Source organism: Pseudoalteromonas sp. SWXJZ94C (assembly GCF_015864385.1).
In the GTDB taxonomy this organism is placed as follows: domain Bacteria; phylum Pseudomonadota; class Gammaproteobacteria; order Enterobacterales; family Alteromonadaceae; genus Pseudoalteromonas.
Genome location: NZ_JADYXF010000011.1, coordinates 41,150 through 61,012 on the forward strand (window position 1 = coordinate 41,150; position 19,863 = coordinate 61,012).

Genomic DNA, 19,863 nt, shown 5'->3' on the forward strand with positions numbered 1-19,863 from the left:
ACTTTATTGAATAAGCCACTAGGATACAGTAACTAGTTTAACGCGCTAGTAGTTTTGCTTTAATATCGCTGTAACGCATCTGCTCGCACAGTGCAAAGCCACTCAGCTGGCGCACTTTATTACGCGCAAATAATGGCACACTCATCCCCGCTAAAAAGCGGCATTGGGTTTCAATACCCACATTATGATTACCCTTGCCTGCCATATGCGCTAAAAACTCGCCAACCTTTTGATAAATAAGTTGCTCGTCAATATATGTAGGCTCTATAGAGTATTCAAGCTTAACGGCATGACCTCTACATACACTACAATGCCCACATTGCTCAGGTGCATTTTGATCGTCAAAATAGCGCGCTAAATTATAGCTTAAGCAACTTTGTAGCTCAAAAAATCTTATTAATGCAGCAATACGCTTAATTTCGGCTTGTTCTTTATCGGTAAAGTAATCATGAAGTTGCTGGGCAAGTTCAGGGTTATTTATAACCTCTCCATGCACTTTGTATACTTGGGTAATACGTTTGGTTTCAAGCGTTATTAAGTTTTTTTCAGCTAGGTAATCAAGAGCAGCCACTACACGTTTTCGATCAACCTGCGCGGCTTGCGTCAGGGAGTCAAAATTTAGCGTGCCCCATATTTTTTTAAAATCGGTATGGCTAAATATTTGTGTTAAAAACGCTTGGCGTTGCTCATCAAAATGGTCAAGTAGCTCGTTTTTATTAACCAAAAATTTATATTTAAAATCGGCGTAGTAAGCATATTGCGGCGTTATTGCGCCTTGTATTTCTAGTTGTACTAGTAAGGTTTTAAGTGCTAGTTGCCTAATATTACTTTCGCTTGAAAGACTGTATTCTTGCATTTCCCATTGCTGGTGGCTTTGGCGAATATCGTTAATTACATATTCAATACCGCTAAGCTCAGGGGTGTCGCCATATACAAAGTTTTCTACCGTATTTAGGCCATCCAGATTAGCAAGCGTGTAACAGTTTGATGGATTGCCATCGCGCCCTGCTCGGCCAATTTCTTGGCTGTAGTTTTCTATCGATTTAGGTAAGTCGTAATGTATAACAAAGCGAATATCCGATTTATCAACGCCCATCCCAAAGGCAATGGTTGCCACCACTACATTAATTTTACCGCCCATAAAGTCATCTTGAATTTGCCAACGTAGCGTATCTTCAAGCCCTGCATGATAAGCAACGGCATGCAAACCTTGCGCACTTAGTACGTTAGCTACTTGCTCGGCGCTTTGCTGTAGGGTTACATACACAATACCTGGCCCGTTTTGCGCGCGTACAATGTTGGCAAGCTCGGTGTTTTTATCGGCGGTTTTAACGCTCAGCACGCTTAAATCTAAATTAGCGCGGTAAAAGCCCGTTTGCACAATGCACTCAGGCGCAATAGCAAATCGCTCTGCCATATCGCGTTTTACTTTTTTAGTCGCCGTTGCCGTAAGTAACAACACTAAAGGAATATTAAGCTCTTCGCGGTAACGTGGCAGTTTAAGATAGTCGGGTCTAAAGTTATGACCCCACTCAGATATACAGTGCGCTTCGTCTACAACTAACATCGAAAGCGCCACTTGGCTTATAAACTCTCTAAAACGCTCGTTTTTAAAGCGCTCAACCGACACCATTAATACTTTAATTTTACCATTTCGCACATCATTCATTACAGTGCTGCTTTGCATTTGATCTTGGCTCGAATCAAGGCTAGCTGCATAAATACCTTTGCTATTTAAAAAGCTAATTTGATCTTTCATCAACGCAAGTAAAGGCGAAACCACTAACGTTAAATTTGGTAAATGCAACGCAGTTAATTGATAGCACAACGATTTACCCGAGCCGGTCGGAAATATAGCCAGCGACGATTGACCATTTAAAAGCTGCTCTATGGTTTGTTGTTGCCCTGTTCTAAATTGGCTAAAACCAAAGTGCTGCTCAAGTGATTGAATTAGTGGCGTGGTCATAAATGTCCTTTAGGTGGCTAAACAATAGTCATGCTTATAAAAATGCGGTGCAGATGAAATATTTGCAACTCAGTATACAACAAATAACATTATTTATTGCTGACATCGGTTTTTTTTAGGCGCAAACTAGGCACCCATAAAATGAGTAGTAACTACTTGTTGCCAAAATAATTTATTGATACCCAAGTCACCTTAAAAAACTAATAAAAAATACAGATCACTTGGGTATATTATTTTTAAGGGCAACGTTATGAGTATTACAATACCTAAAATCGTCGTTATTGGCGGTGGTGCTGGCGGATTAGAACTTGCAACCCAACTAGGGCATAAGCTAGGGAAAAAAAAACAAGCAGATATACTGTTAATAGACAAAAACCGTACCCACATATGGAAGCCGTTACTGCACGAAGTAGCGACAGGTTCTATTGACCCTGATTTAGATGGCGTTGTGTATTCAGCACATGCCGCAAAGCATCATTATCGTTTTCAACTTGGTACTTTTTGCAATATAGACCAAAGCAATAAAACAATTACTCTCTCCCCACTTAACGATGAGTTAGGTCACACTATTTTACCTGGTCGTACAGTACGTTACGATCACCTTGTTATTGCCATTGGCAGCGTAAGTAACGACTTTAATACCCCTGGTATAAAAGAGCACTGCTACTTTTTAGATTCAAGCCAACAAGCAGAACGCTTTCAGCATTCATTACTAGATAGCTTTACGCGACTTCATCAAGACGACAACCAACAACAATCACTTAATATTGCCATTGTAGGCGGCGGTGCTACGGGTGTTGAACTCTCAGCTGAGCTTTACCATGTATCTGAGCTATTAAAGCTTTATGGTTTAACAAATATGTCGTCTAAGCGTTTGCATATTCATTTAATAGAAGCCGGCCCGCGTATTTTACCTGCATTACCAGAGCGTATTGCTGTTAGCGCCAAACGCGAGCTATTAAAGCTTGGCGTAAACGTGCGTGAGCAAACTCAGGTAAAAGAAGGCACCGCACAAGGCTTTATCACCAAAGATGAAGAACACATTGATGCTGACATTATGGTGTGGGCAGCAGGCGTAAAAGCACCTGACTTTATTAAAGACTTAGGTATTTTTGAGCTTACTCGCAGCAACCAAATTCAAGTAAATGAGTTTTTACAAAGCACCGTTGACGAAAGCATTTTTGTATTAGGCGATTGCTGCGCATTTACCCAAGCCGATGGTAAGCAAGTACCGCCACGTGCACAATCGGCACATCAAATGGCGCAGTGCGTCGAAAAAAACCTCATAGCAACGTTAAAGCAACAGCCACTACGTGGCTTTAAATACAGCGACCATGGCTCGTTAGTTAACTTATCAAGCTACAGCACCGTGGGTAACTTAATGGGTAACCTAACCAGCAATACCTTTTTTATTGAAGGTAAAATTGCCCGCTTTATGTATATATCCCTTTATCGCATGCACCAGCGTGCTATACACGGCAGCGCAAAAACCTTTGCATTATGGATAAGTGAAAAAGTGCTGCGTGTAGTGCGTCCAAAAATGAAATTACACTAACTAATATTAAAGCCAGTAATGCAGCTTTAGCGGTATTGCTGTCTTTAATTTTTAACATTGACTGTATAAAGTATTTAAAACAACTAAGGGAATTTGGGTTATGACGGGTAAAACGCTAATTTTTAACTTTGACGGCACAGGAAACGAGCCCCGTGACGCAGAGCAATTTAGCTCAGAACACTTTAAAGAAGACGCCAGTATTTCTAACATTCTAAAATTGCACTTACTACTTGGCGGTAAATTAGAAGGCTCCCCTGTTACTCCATTTCCAAACCAACTCAGTTTTTATTATCAAGGTATTGGCACTAAAGGTAGCCGTTTAAAGCGTGTATTAAACCAAACACTTGCGCCACGTGGTGACGACGTGGCAAGTATTTTAAATCAAGCGTTAAACGACTTTAAAGCTCACTATCAACTAGGCGATACCTTACTTTTAACTGGTTTTAGCCGAGGCGCGGCACTTGCTAGGCGCTTTGCAAAATGCTTAGAGCTATTAATAAGCGAGCGTGTATACCTTTGTGTATTTGATACCGTTGCGTCTATTGGGTTTTCAAAAATAAGTAAAGCCGCTATTGGCGCAGAACATGTTATTTTTGAAAACCACACTATAGCCACAAATATTACTCAAGCTTTGCACTGTGTAGCCGTTGATGAAAAACGCCGCGCGTTTGAACCCACATTAATGAACACTCAAAGCAACATTACCGAGCTGTGGTTTGCTGGCGCGCACTCTGACATTGGTGGCGGCTATTACCGCGATGGGCTAGCTGATATTTGCTTGCGCTTTGCATTAGAGTGGTTAATAGAACAGCCTCTTAATATATCCTTGTTAACCAGTTACGATATAGATTACGAAGCATTGCTGCCTAATAGCAACTTAATAGCGCAAGATGATGTAACCGTTATTCCTGATCCACTCGCGTTGAGCCATCAACAAAACTACTTTTGGTTTAATCCGCTATTTAAGCTAATTGATAGAGACTGCCATGTACTCGTTGATAACGAAGCCAGCAAGCTTGAGCCCTTAGTACATCACAGCGTAGCTGAGCGAATAAACAAACTAACCAGTTACCGACCTGAATCGCTTAAAAAACTACATTACAAAATTAGCTATAGCGATAGTAGTACATTGCGCTTTACCGGTCTTAGCGCACATATAATGCTCGCAAATCAAAACATGAGTGTATTGGCAGCAAACCAAAGCCAAGATGTTATGGCATTTGCCTCTGAGCTTTATAACTGCACAGGGCTAATGCTAGAGCAAGGCGCGACTTATCGCTTTACACCTTATCCTGATCAGTATTGGTTTGATGATGGTATAAAATGCCCACCTTCGGGCTGGCATCGCGATAACGTACAACTTGGCGTAAAAGAAATCCCTATTGCTTTGCTAGAACCCTTTAGACGACTTGCAAGCGCACAGTGGTTTTCATTGGTTGGTGCTATTAATAAAAACGACGATCACTTATTTGAAATAGCTGACGGCGCAGATATTAAAATAGAAAAATCTGGTGAGTTTTGCCCGTTTGCAAACGACTTAAACCGCTTTTACGGTGCTAATGCAGGTAAAATTAAAATAAAAGTAACACGTTTGAGTTAACTAACTTAATTTGCAATATTTGTGTAAACGAACACTTTTGGCGCTTAAAAAGCGCTTTGCAGAAGTATTTGAACTACACAAATATTAAACCCAATACGCCAAATTATGAGAAGCTGCGCTTCTAACGTGAGCAAGCTCTACGTCTACAACACAGAGTTTCACGTCAAATTCGATATAATAGAAACCTGTAGACGCGCAGCTTGCTGGCGTTTAAAAGCAACGCTTTTACTTTAATTGCAGTGGTTAAATAACCACGGAGCAGCATTGGTTTACCCTTCTTATTTACTGCTCTTTTTCTTCTCTATGTGCATTCATATTATTAAGGGCTGTTATTCACAAAGAGGTTTAGAAGCGCTGCGGTTTTAGAGACGCTGCACTTTTAGAGGAACTGCACTTTTAGAGGAGAACTTCGAGGTTAAATAATAAAAAATAATGAGAAGCTACGCTTCTAACGTGAGCAAGCTCTACGTCTACAACACATACTTTTAAGCTTGGGTGTAACATCGTAGACGCGCAGCTTGCTGGCGTTTAAAAGCAACGCTTTTACTTTAATTGTCGTGGTTAAATAACCACGGGGCAGCATTGGTTTCCCTTTCTCATTTACTGCTCTTTTTCTTATCTATGTGCATTCATATTTTTTAAGGAGTGTTATTCACAAAGAGGTTTAGAAGCGCTGCGGTTTTAGAGGCGCTGCGATTTTAGAGGAGCTGCACTTTTAGAGGAGAGCTTCGGGGTTAAATAATAAAAAACCACAGAGAAGCTGCGCTTCTAACGTGAGCAAGCTCTACGTCTACAACACAGCGTTTCACGTCAAATTCGATGTGATAAATGATAGATAAAAGACGCGCAGCTTGCTGGCGTGAGTAATTCGACAAAAGCCCTATTTTATCGGTGCTATTTAAGCCGCGATTAAATAGGACTCTTGTCCTGAATGTTTGTTGCTACGCTTAAACGAGCCTTTACCTTTTTTAGCTTTAACAACTTGTGGTTTAAATAATTTAGAGGTTACCAACGCCGCTAGTGCATTGTGGTTTATAACGCCTCGCCCTGTGTCTACCGCGCTGTTGCTTGCGGTTTTTGCTTTAGATTTTTTAGTCATACATTTCCTATAAACTAATTGGTTATTTTAAGTTAAATAATAAAAAGGCTTTTATATTAGCCTAATTAAGAGATGGCGATTGTAGGCTTAATTTTCAACCGCGCAAGTGTTTTTAGTAGCCTTTTTGTGCTTTTTTAATAATAAAAAAAGCGCAGTTAATAACTGCGCTTAATGTTGTTTTAATTTGCTTTATAAATTAAAAACTAAAGCTTACTTTTGCGTAATACGTTCTGCCATCAAAGCCGTAAGGCAATGCACGTACAGGGTATTTAAACGCGCCATTAGTGATAAAGTTAAGTACTTCGTCGTCACCTAATTCGTCTGGCGTTTCGTCAAATACGTTATCGGCACCCACCGAAAGCGCAAACATATCGTTAATTTGGTAACTAACATTTAAATCAACTAACACAGCCGACTCAACCGTGCTTGTTGGTTTAAACGACCCCGTTGGAGAAAGCTCACCAGGTAGTGAAATATGGTCGTTACCAAAGTATTTTACGTCTGTTTCGCCAAAGTAGTTAAAGCGAAGTGTTGATGTGTACGCATCGCGCTCATAGTCAAAAGTAAGCGTTGCACGTTCGCTTGGTTGTCCGTCTGTAAAAAAGCTACGTTGTAGGTCATCAAAAGCAACTTCTTCAGGTATACCGTCTTCTGCGTTTACGCTATCAATTTTAGTATCGTTTAAGTTACCCGCAAAGGTTACTCCAAAATTACCGCCCTCAACATCAGTACGGTACGATGCAATAATATCAACACCTTGCGTAGTCGAATTAACTGAGTTTGAAAAGTAGTTAGCTTGTACTGCACCAGTGGCTTGTAGGGCAGCGACTGCCTCACTGCTGAACGATACATCGTCAGCGCTTAGTAAGCTGCCAAGAGTAATGCGGTCTTCAATTTCTACGCGGTAAAAATCAACCGTTAACGAAAGCTCACTCGTTACATCGTAAACAAAGCCAGCGCTGTAGTTAGTTGATGTTTCAAGCTTTAAGCTATCAACGCCTAACGCACTTGGGAATTCGCTTCCAGTGTTTGCAGTGAATGACTGCGTTAATGTACCGTCTGATCCTAGATTAGTTGTAAATGCTGTATAACCACTTTGCTGAAGCGATGGCGCCCTAAAGCCAGTAGACACTGCACCACGTACTGCAAAGTCATCAGAGAACTCATAACGTGTTGCTAATTTACCAATTAGATCATCTCCAGCGTCTGAAAAGTCTTCATAGCGCAGTGCACCACTTACGTTCCATGCATCGGTGATCATCGTTTCTACATCTACATAAAATGCATAGCTGTTACGATCGCTGTCGTTTGTTGCCTCAGGGCGCAAGCCGTTATAAGCCTGAAAACCACACTCAGCAAATTGATCCGGATCGTTTACTGAAGGGTAAGAGGTATCTGTATTTGCAAAACCACATGCGTATGATGCTTCATCGCCTGCAACTATTTCGTAGTTTTCTTTACGGTACTCTGCGCCTACTGTTACATAAAGAGGCTCGCTGCGACCAATATCTACAACACCGTTTACATCAAGATTAACGGTTGTTTGATCAAATCTAAAACCACCTGAGTAACCGCCCGTAGGACCTGCATTAGCTGCAATATCGGCATCGCTCGCACTTGGGTTGTTAAATAAGTACTCAGCCGCGTAAGAGGCGTTTAATGTATTGCGCGATGTAAAATCGTATTGGTTTTCGCCATACACTGCCGATACATCGTAATTCCAATCTGTGTTTATATCGCCTTTAAAACCAAGCGCTAATGAAATGTCTTGTGCTTCGTTGTATATGCGCGGTAAAAAGCCATCACTGTATACTTGTGTTACATTTTTAGAGGCTTCGTTAAAGTTACGGTAAAAACCATTACCCAATGCCGTACGTTCAGAGTAGCCACCAAATGAGTAAAGCTCACCGCCACCCATTGGTAAGGCCATGTTATAAAATAACGAAGTAAACTCACTTTCTGAATTACCTTGGCTCCAGCGTACATCCTCACTAAGCGTACCAGGCTCAACATTAAGCGAGCCACCTGTATCGCGCTCGGCGCGGTTAGTGCCATCTGCATCTCGATATTCAAGCGATAAATTAATAAAACCGCCTTCGTTACCTAAATCAAAACCACGGTTTAAACCGGCTGAAATAGTATCGCCGTCACCTTCGCTTGTGCCGCCATACTGCACAAAGCCAGTAGTTATTCCTGTTGAGTTATTAAGTGATAAGTTAATAACGCCCGCAATAGCGTCAGAACCATATTGCGCCGCTGCACCATCGCGTAATACTTCAACGCCTTTAAGTGCAGTTAACGGAATAGCATTCATGTCTGTACCTGCAGCACCTGCGCCTACTGTACCGTTAAGACCAAAAATTGATTGGTTATGACGACGCTTGCCATTTACTAATACAAGCGTTTGATCTGGTTGTAAGCCACGAAGGGTTGCGGGTCTAAATAAATCAGAACCATCAGAAACCTGAGTACGTGAAAAGTTAAATGAAGGCGCTGTAGCTTGTAAGCTTTGCCCAAGCTCAGTAAAGCCACCTTTAGTTAGATCATCCGCATCAATTAAATCAATAGGAGAAGAAGACTCTGTAGAGGTGCGGTTAGATACACGCGATCCTAATACAGAAATTTGCTCAATATTTTTGGCTGCTTGTATTGGTGCTTCTTCTGCGTTAACAATGCTTGGTGCGCTAAACGCGAAAGCAACTGCAACAGCAATTGTGTTTAAACGGTATGTTGGCATAGTGACGACCCTGTTTTGTGTTCTTATAATATGTGTGCAGTTATGGTATTCATAACCTGTTGCAAACATCCTAGCAACATATGCAAACAAAAAGAAATGAAAAAAACTAAATTTTTGGTCTAAGTATGCAAATAAATTTCAAGATAAGAATAAATCACATTAAATAGATTGAAATACACACAACTAAAGCATAAAACATCAAAAAACCGAAAGATTGCAGTTTGTTTACATTATTGTTTTATGAGTTATTCATTACTTTTAGGGGTAACAGGCAACGAATAGTCGTACCGATGTCTATTATGCTATTAACTTCTATTTTTCCGTGGTGATCGCGTACCATAGCGTACACAAGTGTCATACCCATTCCAGTTCCTTCTCCAATATCCTTTGTTGTATAAAATGGATCAAATATGTGCGCTTGAACTTCTTCGCTCATACCGCAGCCGTTATCCTTTACTTCAATACATATGTGTTCTGTTACTTCAAAAACATTAACTTCAAGAATACTGCCTTTAGTTGTATTGAACTCGCATGCTTGGCGCGCATTCATTAATAAGTTTATAAAAATTTGATTAATAGACGACAAATTACAGAATATCTCGGGCACCAGATCAAAATGCGTTTTAACTTCACATAATTTAAGTTGGTTACTCAATAACTTTAATGCGTTATTTGCGGCTTCAATTACATCAATATATTGTTTATCTTGATTTGCGGTTGAATGAGTAAAGTTTAATAAATTATGAACTATGTGTTTAATGCGCCTTAAGCCTTCTAAACTATCGTTTATTTGTGCTAAAAATTCGCTACCAATCCACGAAAAATGTTGTTGTTTATTTAAAAGCGCTAATTCACTTTTATAACACGTCTCGGGAATGTCGTTATTTAGGTATTGATCGTTAAGCTTTAGCATTGCAAATAAGGTAGGTGCTACATGTTGAAGGCTTTCAATATTACTCATGGCATAAGCAAGGGGGTTATTTATTTCGTGTGCAACACCTGCACACAGCGTGCCCAAGGTTGCCATTTTTTCTGTTTGAATAAACATTTTTTGTTGATGTTCTAAATCAGCTACTTTTTTTTGTAGCTCATTGTTAATGGCAACTAAAACGCAGCTTTTATCTTTCAGTAGCTGCTCGGCAGTTAATCGTTGTTTTTTTTCTTCTAAAAAAGCGTGCTCAAAATTATCTGATCCATTCATAGCTTGTATCCTTATAGCTTTAGTAACTAACGTTTAGTCGCCCGAGCACAATAATGCAACTCTAATAGTTTTTTAAGCTACGCTTAATTAAGGAAAAAGCATTTTCAGAGCTAAGTTTATCTTAACTAATTTATTCAATCGAAATGCAAAATTGGTAATCATCGTTGCAGTTATCAACAAGCGTTAATAAGAGCTTTGAAAATTTACCCTCTACATTAGTCAAATAAAGGTGAACCAATGATAAACACAATACCAGGCGCACCAATAAATCGTATTGATGTATTGTGCGTTGATGATGACGAAATAGTATTGCGCTCTTTAACACGGTTACTTAAAACGAATGGGTTAACAAACATAGTTTGCGACAATCCTGAGAGTGCTTTAAAGCTTTTTAAAAACCATGAGTTTGGTTTAATTATTAGTGATATGCGTATGCCAAAAATGAATGGCGCGCAATTTTTAGAAAAAGCACGGGCGTTAGCACCCGATACACAGCGTATTTTATTAACAGGCTATGCAGATATAGAAACCACACTTGCAGCAGTGAACCAAGGGCAAATTAATGGTTATATTCAAAAGCCATGGCAAAATGATTTACTACTGCGCAGTATTAATAACAGCCTCGAAAAGTTCGAACTAAAAAAGCAAAACCAACTATTAGAAGCCCAAGTTAAAACACAAAACCAAGAGCTGCTTGAACTAAATAACACGTTAGAGCAACGGGTAGAAAAGCGCACTAAACAAATCAAGCAAGTTTTAAAAAAACTAGAAGATGCAAACGAGCGAGAAAAACACGAACATAAATCAACTGTGGAGTTACTGTATAACTTTGTTAATGCAAATCCGCACCTCGATGGTAACAAAGCACAGAACATTGCAAATACCTGCACCCAAATAGCGCTTTATTTAAACTTATCGCAAAAAAGTATCGATCTTGCGCCTATGGCAGGTTATTTAGCGCAAATAGGTTTACTTGCTATGGATCCCGAGCTTTACAAAAAACCGGTTAACAAATTAAGCGAATTACAACGTAAAACGTTTTATACCCACCCTAGTACGGCGCAACTAATGCTAATGCCCGCAATGCACTTACACGACCTGTCAGACGCGATTTATTATCAATTTGAGCGCTACAATGGTAATGGCATACCTAAAGGGCTTGCCGGAAATGATATTCCTATTGGTGCTATGGTATTAGGACTAGCGCGCGACTACTGGGATGCCTTTGAGCAAAGCATTGCTAAAAATGAAAAAGAGAGGCATGAACAGGCTCTCGAAAACGTAAAGCTTTATAGCGGCACTTTTTATCATCCAAAAATTGTGCGCGCCTTGGAGGTAAGCCAAGTAAAAATGCAGGAGCAAAAAAGTACATCAGGTTCTGTGCTTATTTGTTCAGCGCAAGACCTTAAAGAAAACATGGTACTTGGGCATGCATTACATAACCACACTGGTATTATGCTACTACCTAAAGGTCATGTGTTTATTCGCAAATCAATCGAAAAACTTCAACAGCTCGAAGCCAAAAAACCAACGCCGTTTAGAATAATGGTTAAAACTTCTAAATGATTGATCTAAAGCGGGCTTTTATTCGTTACAATGTGCTTCAATAGTTTGAACTAAATTGAAATAATTTTATTTTAAGTTTAGGTTTATACCAACTACATCATTAATTTTTGCTTAAAGGAGCATAACGTGTCGCGATTTTCTGCCGTTACCGACAATCCCCACGATGGGCGTTTTAACCAAAAAACGGGAATATTACTTACTAACTTAGGTAGCCCTGACGCGCCAACTGCTGCTGCTTTACGTACTTACTTACGTGAGTTTTTATCAGATCCCCGCATTGTAGAAATACCACGCTTAGTATGGATGATTATACTCCACGGAATTATTTTACGTGTGCGCCCAAAACGCTCGGCAAAATTATACGAAAGCATATGGACCAAAGATGGCTCGCCACTTACCCATATTACTCGCCAACAAAGTATTAAGTTAAATGCCCTGTTAAAAGAGCAAGGTTACACAAATACCGAAGTTGTTATGGCAATGCGTTATGGCAATCCATCAATTGAGGCAGGTCTGGAAGAGCTAAGAGATAAAGGCTTAACACGTATTATAATAATGCCAATGTATCCGCAATACTCTAGCCCAACTACCGGCTCTACTTTCGATGCGGTATCAAACGTGTTGCGAAAGTGGCGTTGGGTACCAGAACTACATTTTATAAATGGATATCATAAAAACACCAGTTACATTGAATCTTTAGCTAACAGTATTAGTGAAGATTTAGAAGCGAATGGTATGCCGCAAAAAATAGTTTTTTCGTATCACGGTATGCCTAAACTGTTTTTAGAACGAGGCGATCCGTACCACTGTTTATGCCTGCAAACTACGCGCTTAGTGGTCGAAAAACTTGGTCTAGATAAAGAAAAAGTAATAAGCACGTTTCAAAGCCGTTTTGGTAAAGCTGAGTGGTTAAAACCTTACACAGATGCAACTCTTGAAAGCCTCCCTGATGAGGGTATAAAAGACGTAGCAATAATAAGCCCAGCTTTTAGCGCCGACTGCCTAGAAACACTTGAAGAGTTAGAGCACGAAAACCGAGAAATTTTTGAAGAAGCTGGTGGCGAAAAATACCGTTACATAGCGGCATTAAATAATAGAGATGACCACATTAAAGCTATATTTGATGTAATAAAACCAATGCTATAAAGCTTTAATAAAAAACAGTAAACTTTAAGCGGTGTTAATTTTAACATCGCTTTTTGTTTTTTTATACAGCCAAAAACAATTTAAAAGCGAGGTATAAAACCTCACCTACATCAGTGCAAACACCGGCAGAAAACGCAGGCCAGTAGGTGCGATTTTACATCGCGCTTATGTAACATGGCTTTAATGCTTTAAAAATGAAAGCGAGGTATAAAACCTCACCTACAACTACCCCCCTGTGTCAGGATAGTTGTCGCCTCTAATTTTTAATAGAGGCAGATAAAATGAGACGTCGATTTACACAAGAATTTAAAGTTCAAGCTGTTGAAAAAGCATTATTTCAATGTGATGATGTTCGCCTAGAAGATATTGCGCTTGATTTAGGCATCGGTTATTCAACCTTGCAACGATGGATCGCGCTTGCTAAAAACCATGAACTTGAAACTAAAAATAATGGTAGTCACATGACAATAGAAAAACGCCCTCATGACTGGAGCTTAGAAGAAAGGCTTAACGCCATTATTGAATGTGCGAGTTTAGATGAAGCAGCTCTTAATGAATATTGCCGTGCTAAGGGGCTTTACCCGCATCATATTAAACAATGGAAGCAAGATTTTGCTAAAGGGCCTTCAACGAAGCCCGTAAAATCAGACAGTAAACAGCTCAAACAAGAAATTAAGCAGCTTCAAAAAGAGCTTAATCGTAAAGACAAAGCGTTAGCAGAAACAGCCGCCTTACTTGTACTCAAAAAAAAAGCAGATGCGCTTTGGGGTTTCAACGAGGACGATTAACCAGCTCAACTGAACGTCATGAACTGATAAAGCTCATTACCGACGCGCAGAAATCAGGGGCAAGGCAAGAAAAAGCATGTGAGTTACTTGGTCTAACGGCAAGAACAATTCAACGCTGGATTGAAGCTGATGATATGACAGATAAGCGAACAAGTACGATAAAGCGACCACCTAACAGGCTAACTGAATTAGAGCAACAGCGTATAATTAAGACGGTTAATTCAATAGAATATGGCCATTTACCACCCAGTAAGATAGTCCCTAAACTATTGGATAAAGGTGTGTGGATAGCATCAGAAAGCTCGTTTTATCGCGTTATGAAATCACATAAATTATTAACACACAGAGAAAAAGTTAAACCAAATAAAAAGATAAAAAAGCCAAAAGCGCTCAAGGCAATACGTGTAAACGAAATTTATACATGGGATATCACGTATTTGCCAACAGCTGTTAAAGGTCAGTTTTTATACTTATATTTAGTGATGGATATTTATAGTCGAAAAATAGTTGGTTGGCAGGTTCATGACACACAACTAAGCACACTGGCGGCTGATTTAATGGTAGATATTTGCAGGCGAGAGCAGGTAAAGCCTGAGCAAGTCACGCTGCACTCGGATAATGGCAGTCCAATGAAAGGGGCAACGTTATTAGCGACATTGCAGGAGTTAGGCATTATTCCTTCATTTAGCCGACCGTCTGTGAGTAATGATAATCCTTATTCTGAATCGCTATTTAAGACGTTAAAGTATCGCCCGGAATACCCTGAGACAGCCTTTGAAAGCATGGGTAGCGCAAGAAAGTGGGTTAGCGGATTTGTTGATTGGTACAACGATGAGCACTTGCACAGCGGTATTAAATTTGTCACGCCAAACCAGCGTCATTTAGGATTCGATGAAGCGATACTAGCGAAACGTCATCAGGTAAATGAGATGGCGAAATTACAGAATCCAAGTCGTTGGTCAGGAAAGTCTCGAGATTGGACGATGATCAATGAAGTAAATTTAAATCCAGAGAAAAAAGAAGCAATGCGGGCGGCATAAAATTTAATTTGATGCGACAACTAACTTGAAAAACTCCGCTACACAAGCACCGGCAGAAAACACCGACCCCGTAGGTGCGATTTTACATCGCGCTCATGTAACGTGGCTTTAATTCTTTAATTCTTTAAAAATAAAAGCGAGGTATAAAACCTCACCTACAACAGCACAAGCAACGGCAGAAAACACAGGCCAGTAGGTGCGATTTTACATCGCGCTTATGTAACATGGCTTTAATTCTTTAATTCTTTAAAAATAAAAGCGAGGTATAAAACCTCGCCTACAACTACATAAGCACCGGCAGAAAACACCGACCCCGTAGGTGCGATTTTACATCGCGCTCATGTAACGTGGCTTTAATTCTTTAATTCTTTAAAAGTGAAAGCGAGGTATAAAACCTCACCTACATTAATATAAACAAAGGTAAAAAACCTCACCTACAACAGCACAAACACCGGCAGAAAATACCAATCCCGTAGGTGCGATTTTACATCGCGCTCGTCACTTTTAAACTACAGCTTAATCTTTACGGGTAACAAACACCGTACACACACCCGCTATAATTCCCCAAAAGGCTGAACCTACCGACAGTAATGTTAAATCAGATGCCGTTACTAAAAACGTTACTATGGCGGCTTCGGTATATTGCGACCCGTTAAGTGCCTGTTGCAAACTATTAGCAATAGTGCCAAATAGCGCGATACCCGCTAAAGCCAAAATAAGTGCTTGCGGTAAACTTGCGACTAAACCTACTAATGTAGCGGCAAATAACGCCATTATTATATAAAACACGCCTGCGGCAATGCTTGCCCAATAGCGTTTATCAGAAGCTTTGTCTGCTTCTTCACTCATACAAATAGCCGCTGTAATTGCCGCTAAATTTATAGAATACGCGCCAAATGGCGCAGTAATAATATTTAAAAACCCAGTCACATTAAGCGTTGCTGAAATAGGTGCTTTATAATTATGTGCTTTAAGCACGGCTATTCCTGGCAAATTTTGCGAGGTCATTGTTACAATAAACAACGGTAAACCTATGCTAATACATGCTTGTAAATTAAATACTGGCGCAATATAAGCAAATTCGCTCATTTTCCAGTGCAGCGTACTTGTATCAATATGCCCCATATTCCACGACAAAAGTACGCCCACTATAAGCACACTTAGCATGGCAAAGGGCGCAAACAAACGCTTACCTATAAAGTACATAAGCACCATTAAACCTATTACTAACGGCATACCGTTCATAAAATTAAACACATCAATACCAAATGTTACTAATACCCCAGCAAGCATGGCACAGGCAAGCTCACTGGGAATGCGGTTCATTATTTTTTCAAACCAGCCAGTAATGCCCGACAAAAACACAAGCAAAGCCGAAAACATAAACGCACCTATCGCTTCGTTTAAATGATATCCCTGTGCGCTTGAAATAAGTAATGCAGCCCCGGTGGTCGACCAGGCAATTAAAATGGGTACTTTGTAATAATATGATAAGCCAATTGAGGTTGTTCCCATGACTAAACCAAGCATTAAAATCCAACTTGCCACTAAATCAGGTGTGCCACCTAGAGTGATCACCACTTGGTAAATCAGTGCAATTGAGCTTGAAAAACCAATAATTACGGCAACTAACCCTGCAGTAATTCGGTTAAGCAACTGATCAGATAGCGTCATAAATCCCTCTTGTGCAATATGTTTGACTCTTCAACATACGTGGCAAATAATTTATTGGCAATTAGCCATTACGCTACAAAGGGTGAAATTAATTCACTTTTATTTTTCAATTAAGTTAACTAAAAAAACAAACATTTCAGTATTGTATTTAACGAAATAAATAAGTACCTATAAAACCCCCAAACCCCGCATAAACACTACAAAAACTAATACTAAAAAGCTCATAAAACATGCCAAAAATAAATATCATTATATTTTATAAGGAATTAAAAAACAAACCCTTCAAACTTTTTAATTACATTTATTAACTTGATCTAATCAAACTTATACTATAAAAAGTAACATTGATTTAACCAAAAACACCAAAAGAGAAACAAATGAAACGTTCTTCTGTCTTTATTTTAGTGATCCCACTATCGGCATTTGCTATTTACCAGCTATTTATTAACACCGATGAAGCAGCAGAACCGAGCGCTCCAATTGCTATTGATATAGTACCTATTAATACTCAATCGACTAAAAATACACATGCACCAGCACCTATAGATATGAGTAAAGATCCTATAAATGTTAAATCAAACCTACCAGTAGAACAAAGTGAACCATTTAATGAGTTTGATGCTGTAAACCGACTATCAGATAAAGCCAAACAAGTGCTTATAAACGCAAAAGTACTACCAACTGACTTACACAACGAAGCCTATGTTGAGTTTGATTTAAGCTCGCTTCAAGCCCTAAAAGAGGGTGAGAACTTTGACTTAGCAATTCCTCAAACAGCCGAAACCTATACCGCAGAAGTAACCAATGTAGTAAGCGCCGAAAACGGCGATAAAAGTATATTTGGTAAGGTAACCGGAGTAGACGGACAAATGCACAACACCGTTTTAACCGTAGGAAAAGATGCTGTATATGGGCAATTTACTGCACCAAGCGGTAATTATGTATTCGAAAGTAAAGGAAAATACGGTTGGATAGCGGCTAAACGCGATTTGTATAAAAGCCACATTGAACACGACGTTAGCGCATTAAAACCAAAAAGAGAAAAAGGTGTAGATATTTTTGCCCCCAAAACAGACGGTTAATTAAATATTTAAAATAGGTGGATACACCTATAAAAAGCAACGTAATTATAGCTTTAATGAATACTTTACCAGCATCACAAATATTAAAAATAGTTCCAACCACAAAAAAAGTAAGGAAATACAACAATGAAAAAAATAATCACAACAGCGGCTATAACAACTGCATTATGTATGGCAAGTGTTGCACAAGCAGAAACAATTGATATTGGTATTTTATATACTGACCAATCAGCAGCAGCAACAAGTAATATTGATACGAAAATAAGTCAGCTAATTGCTTTTAGTAATCAAGTATATAGCCAAAATGGTGTAGATATTACGTTGCGCCTTGTTGGTAAACAAAACCTAGGCGATTACGCAGTAACCCCTTCAGAAGAATGGTTAGATTCGATCACTGATAGCGCTTATGTGAATGACCTACGTGACGATTGGAAAGCCGATATGGTTGCTGTACTTGGCACAGGTCAAAGCGCTGGTAACGGTCTTATTTCGTGTGGTTTAGCATGGGTTGGTCAAGGTACCAATGGTAACTTATATAGCTCAATGAGCAGCCGTATGTATTCAATTAGTGCGATTGATTGTGGCGCAACTACATTTTTACACGAACTAGGTCACAACCAAGGTTTAGCGCATTCGCGTCAGCAAGGCGATACCTCAGGTGGCGTTTACACTGACGGTATGGGTCATGGTCAACAAAATGTATTTGCAAGTATTATGGCCTACCCACATGTGTTTGGTAGTGCAACACAGTACGACTACTTCTCTAATCCTAATTGGACAGTTAGTGGATACCCGTTTGGTGTAACTAATGAGTCGTATGCAATTCGTACTGTTACAGCAACAAAAACAAGTATCGCTAATTTTAAATAATTATTACTTGTAAAGATTCTTCCCTTAAGAGCGCCTCGGCGCTCTTTTTTGTAACATTAACAAAAATTAATGTTCTGTCCACCTTCTTGATATACATGGTTAAGTACACTTACTCCATCAGCAATAGCTATTAACTTGGAGTTTCCCATGACCAACCAATCAATTAAAAATACAGCAAAACTAATCTCATTAAGTGCTATTACACTTGCGTTAACAGCATGCGGCAGTAGTTCGTCAAATAACGACAGCAACGAGCTAGCTGCTTCAGCTAATTTACCGAGTGTGATCATAGGGCAAGTAACAGGTGTAACGTCGGATTCAATTACTGTAAACGATCATATTATTGCAGCAGGCTCAGCAGAAGTAGAAATAGAGGGCAACAACGCAACTCTTGCTAATATAAAACAAGGGATGATGGTAGAAGTAGAAACAAATGGTGCCCGCGCAACAGAAATAGATTACGACCCCGTATTTAAAGGTCCTATTAATATAAAAAATGATCAAGTAAATATTGCAGGAATAACACTCAGTAACTTAAACAGCAGCGACTTTAGTCAAGGGCAATTATTTGAAATAAGTGGCTACAGTCATTCATTAAACTCATTAACGGTTACCTACCAAGCCCCTATTACTAACAGCCAATCAGAGCTTGAAGTACAAGGTAGTATTACCAATTTAAACCAGCAGTTGCGTACATTTACTTTAGGTGATTTAGTTATTAACTACCAACAAGCTGATATAGACGGCACACTAAGTAATGGTCAACTTGTTGAGGTTAATGGTTTTTATAATAATGCAATATTTACAGCAACCGAAGTAGATGCAGAGCAAAGCCTCAGTTTTTCCGATAATATAGACACCGAGCTTGAAGGCGTAATCACCTTTGTAAATAACAATATGAGCTTAATAACACTAAACTCGCAGTGGCAAATAAGCATTAATGATCAAACTCAATTTGAAGATGGCACCACAGCTAATCTTGTTGTTGGTCAAGCTGTTGAAGTTGATGGTGTATGGCAACAAGCCAACAATAAATTACTCGCTCAAAAAATAGAGTTTGAATCAACAAATACCAATCCAAGTACATATAATCAACAGTTTTCGGTAGCCGGCGTTATTAGTTACAGCCAAAATATGGCGACAATAAATGGCATTGAATTTACATTTAATAGCCAAACTGTATTTGAAGATGGGCTATCGGTTAATACCCTTGATGGTCAGTGGGTTGAACTTGAAGGCACTTATAACAACGAGCAAAATAGCGTAAGCGAAGTTGAGTTAGAAGACGATACAAGTGAAATTAACTTAACAGGCTTAGTGTCAGCAAATCAAAATCAGCAAGCAACGCTTTGGGGTTACATAAGTGAAGATAACTCATTAACGCAGTATTTAAATCAAACCGTAGAATTAGAATGCCAATGGGTTGCTAGTAACCAAGTAAGAGCATGCGTTTTAGATGACTAATCTCCATAAGCAATATAAAGCGCTGATATAAAGAGTAAATCATACGACTAAATAAATGTGTTTAGCCCTCTTATT

General features: G+C 39.3%; 13 protein-coding genes. 8 read left to right on the top strand and 5 right to left on the bottom strand.

Translation table 11 applies throughout. From position 1 onward, the window contains the following. Nucleotides 1-37 precede the first annotated feature (37 nt). Entirely contained in the window at nucleotides 38-1,966 is a 1,929-nt protein-coding gene (locus tag I6F65_RS06625) for an ATP-dependent DNA helicase RecQ (protein ID WP_197112090.1), read from the bottom strand. A 250-nt stretch (nucleotides 1,967-2,216) separates the two neighbouring features. Between I6F65_RS06625 and I6F65_RS06630 the strand changes: the two genes are divergently transcribed. Beyond that, the gene (locus I6F65_RS06630) at nucleotides 2,217-3,521 is read left to right on the top strand and encodes an NAD(P)/FAD-dependent oxidoreductase (protein ID WP_076924960.1); all 1,305 of its coding nucleotides are present in this window, start codon (nucleotides 2,217-2,219) and stop codon (nucleotides 3,519-3,521) included. Nucleotides 3,522-3,621: 100 nt separating this feature from the next. Beyond that, complete coding sequence (locus I6F65_RS06635; RefSeq protein ID WP_197112091.1) at nucleotides 3,622-5,121, top strand: DUF2235 domain-containing protein; 1,500 nt, start codon at nucleotides 3,622-3,624, stop codon at nucleotides 5,119-5,121. A gap of 898 nt (nucleotides 5,122-6,019) precedes the next feature. Here I6F65_RS06635 and arfA read toward each other — a convergent pair. From arfA to I6F65_RS06650, 3 genes are all read right to left on the bottom strand, one after another. After that, nucleotides 6,020-6,220: a ribosome alternative rescue factor ArfA gene (arfA, locus tag I6F65_RS06640; RefSeq protein ID WP_024591136.1), complete on the bottom strand. Its 201-nt coding sequence runs from the start codon at nucleotides 6,218-6,220 to the stop codon at nucleotides 6,020-6,022. A gap of 196 nt (nucleotides 6,221-6,416) precedes the next feature. Further along, nucleotides 6,417-8,957 carry a TonB-dependent siderophore receptor gene (locus I6F65_RS06645; protein ID WP_197112092.1) on the bottom strand — a complete coding sequence of 847 codons (2,541 nt, stop codon included), beginning with the start codon at nucleotides 8,955-8,957 and terminating at the stop codon, nucleotides 6,417-6,419. A gap of 238 nt (nucleotides 8,958-9,195) precedes the next feature. Beyond that, nucleotides 9,196-10,158: a sensor histidine kinase gene (locus I6F65_RS06650; protein WP_197112093.1), complete on the bottom strand. Its 963-nt coding sequence runs from the start codon at nucleotides 10,156-10,158 to the stop codon at nucleotides 9,196-9,198. 237 nt (nucleotides 10,159-10,395) lie between these two features. On the opposite strand from I6F65_RS06650, the gene I6F65_RS06655 reads away from it, so the two are divergent. The 3 genes from I6F65_RS06655 to I6F65_RS06665 all read left to right on the top strand — a co-directional run bounded on the left by I6F65_RS06655 (nucleotide 10,396) and on the right by I6F65_RS06665 (nucleotide 14,698). Beyond that, nucleotides 10,396-11,724: an HD domain-containing phosphohydrolase gene (locus I6F65_RS06655; RefSeq protein ID WP_166114572.1), complete on the top strand. Its 1,329-nt coding sequence runs from the start codon at nucleotides 10,396-10,398 to the stop codon at nucleotides 11,722-11,724. Between the two features lie 126 nt (nucleotides 11,725-11,850). Then, complete coding sequence (hemH, locus tag I6F65_RS06660; RefSeq protein WP_166114569.1) at nucleotides 11,851-12,870, top strand: ferrochelatase; 1,020 nt, start codon at nucleotides 11,851-11,853, stop codon at nucleotides 12,868-12,870. Nucleotides 12,871-13,151: 281 nt separating this feature from the next. After that, nucleotides 13,152-14,698, top strand: a protein-coding gene (locus tag I6F65_RS06665) for an IS3 family transposase (protein WP_197112094.1) whose coding sequence is annotated in 2 segments (ribosomal slippage) — nucleotides 13,152-13,611 and nucleotides 13,611-14,698 — 1,548 coding nt in all. Because the reading frame shifts where the segments join, the coding sequence is not laid out codon by codon here. Nucleotides 14,699-15,214: 516 nt separating this feature from the next. Here I6F65_RS06665 and I6F65_RS06670 read toward each other — a convergent pair. Further along, entirely contained in the window at nucleotides 15,215-16,390 is a 1,176-nt protein-coding gene (locus I6F65_RS06670; protein WP_331461419.1) for a benzoate/H(+) symporter BenE family transporter, read from the bottom strand. Nucleotides 16,391-16,749: 359 nt separating this feature from the next. On the opposite strand from I6F65_RS06670, the gene I6F65_RS06675 reads away from it, so the two are divergent. From I6F65_RS06675 to I6F65_RS21745, 3 genes are all read left to right on the top strand, one after another. Further along, complete coding sequence (locus tag I6F65_RS06675) at nucleotides 16,750-17,454, top strand: hypothetical protein (RefSeq protein ID WP_024611724.1); 705 nt, start codon at nucleotides 16,750-16,752, stop codon at nucleotides 17,452-17,454. Nucleotides 17,455-17,580: 126 nt separating this feature from the next. Further along, entirely contained in the window at nucleotides 17,581-18,324 is a 744-nt protein-coding gene (locus I6F65_RS06680; RefSeq protein WP_197112096.1) for a zinc-dependent metalloprotease family protein, read from the top strand. A gap of 147 nt (nucleotides 18,325-18,471) precedes the next feature. After that, nucleotides 18,472-19,788: a DUF5666 domain-containing protein gene (locus tag I6F65_RS21745; RefSeq protein ID WP_231613123.1), complete on the top strand. Its 1,317-nt coding sequence runs from the start codon at nucleotides 18,472-18,474 to the stop codon at nucleotides 19,786-19,788. The last annotated feature ends 75 nt before the right edge of the window (nucleotides 19,789-19,863 follow it).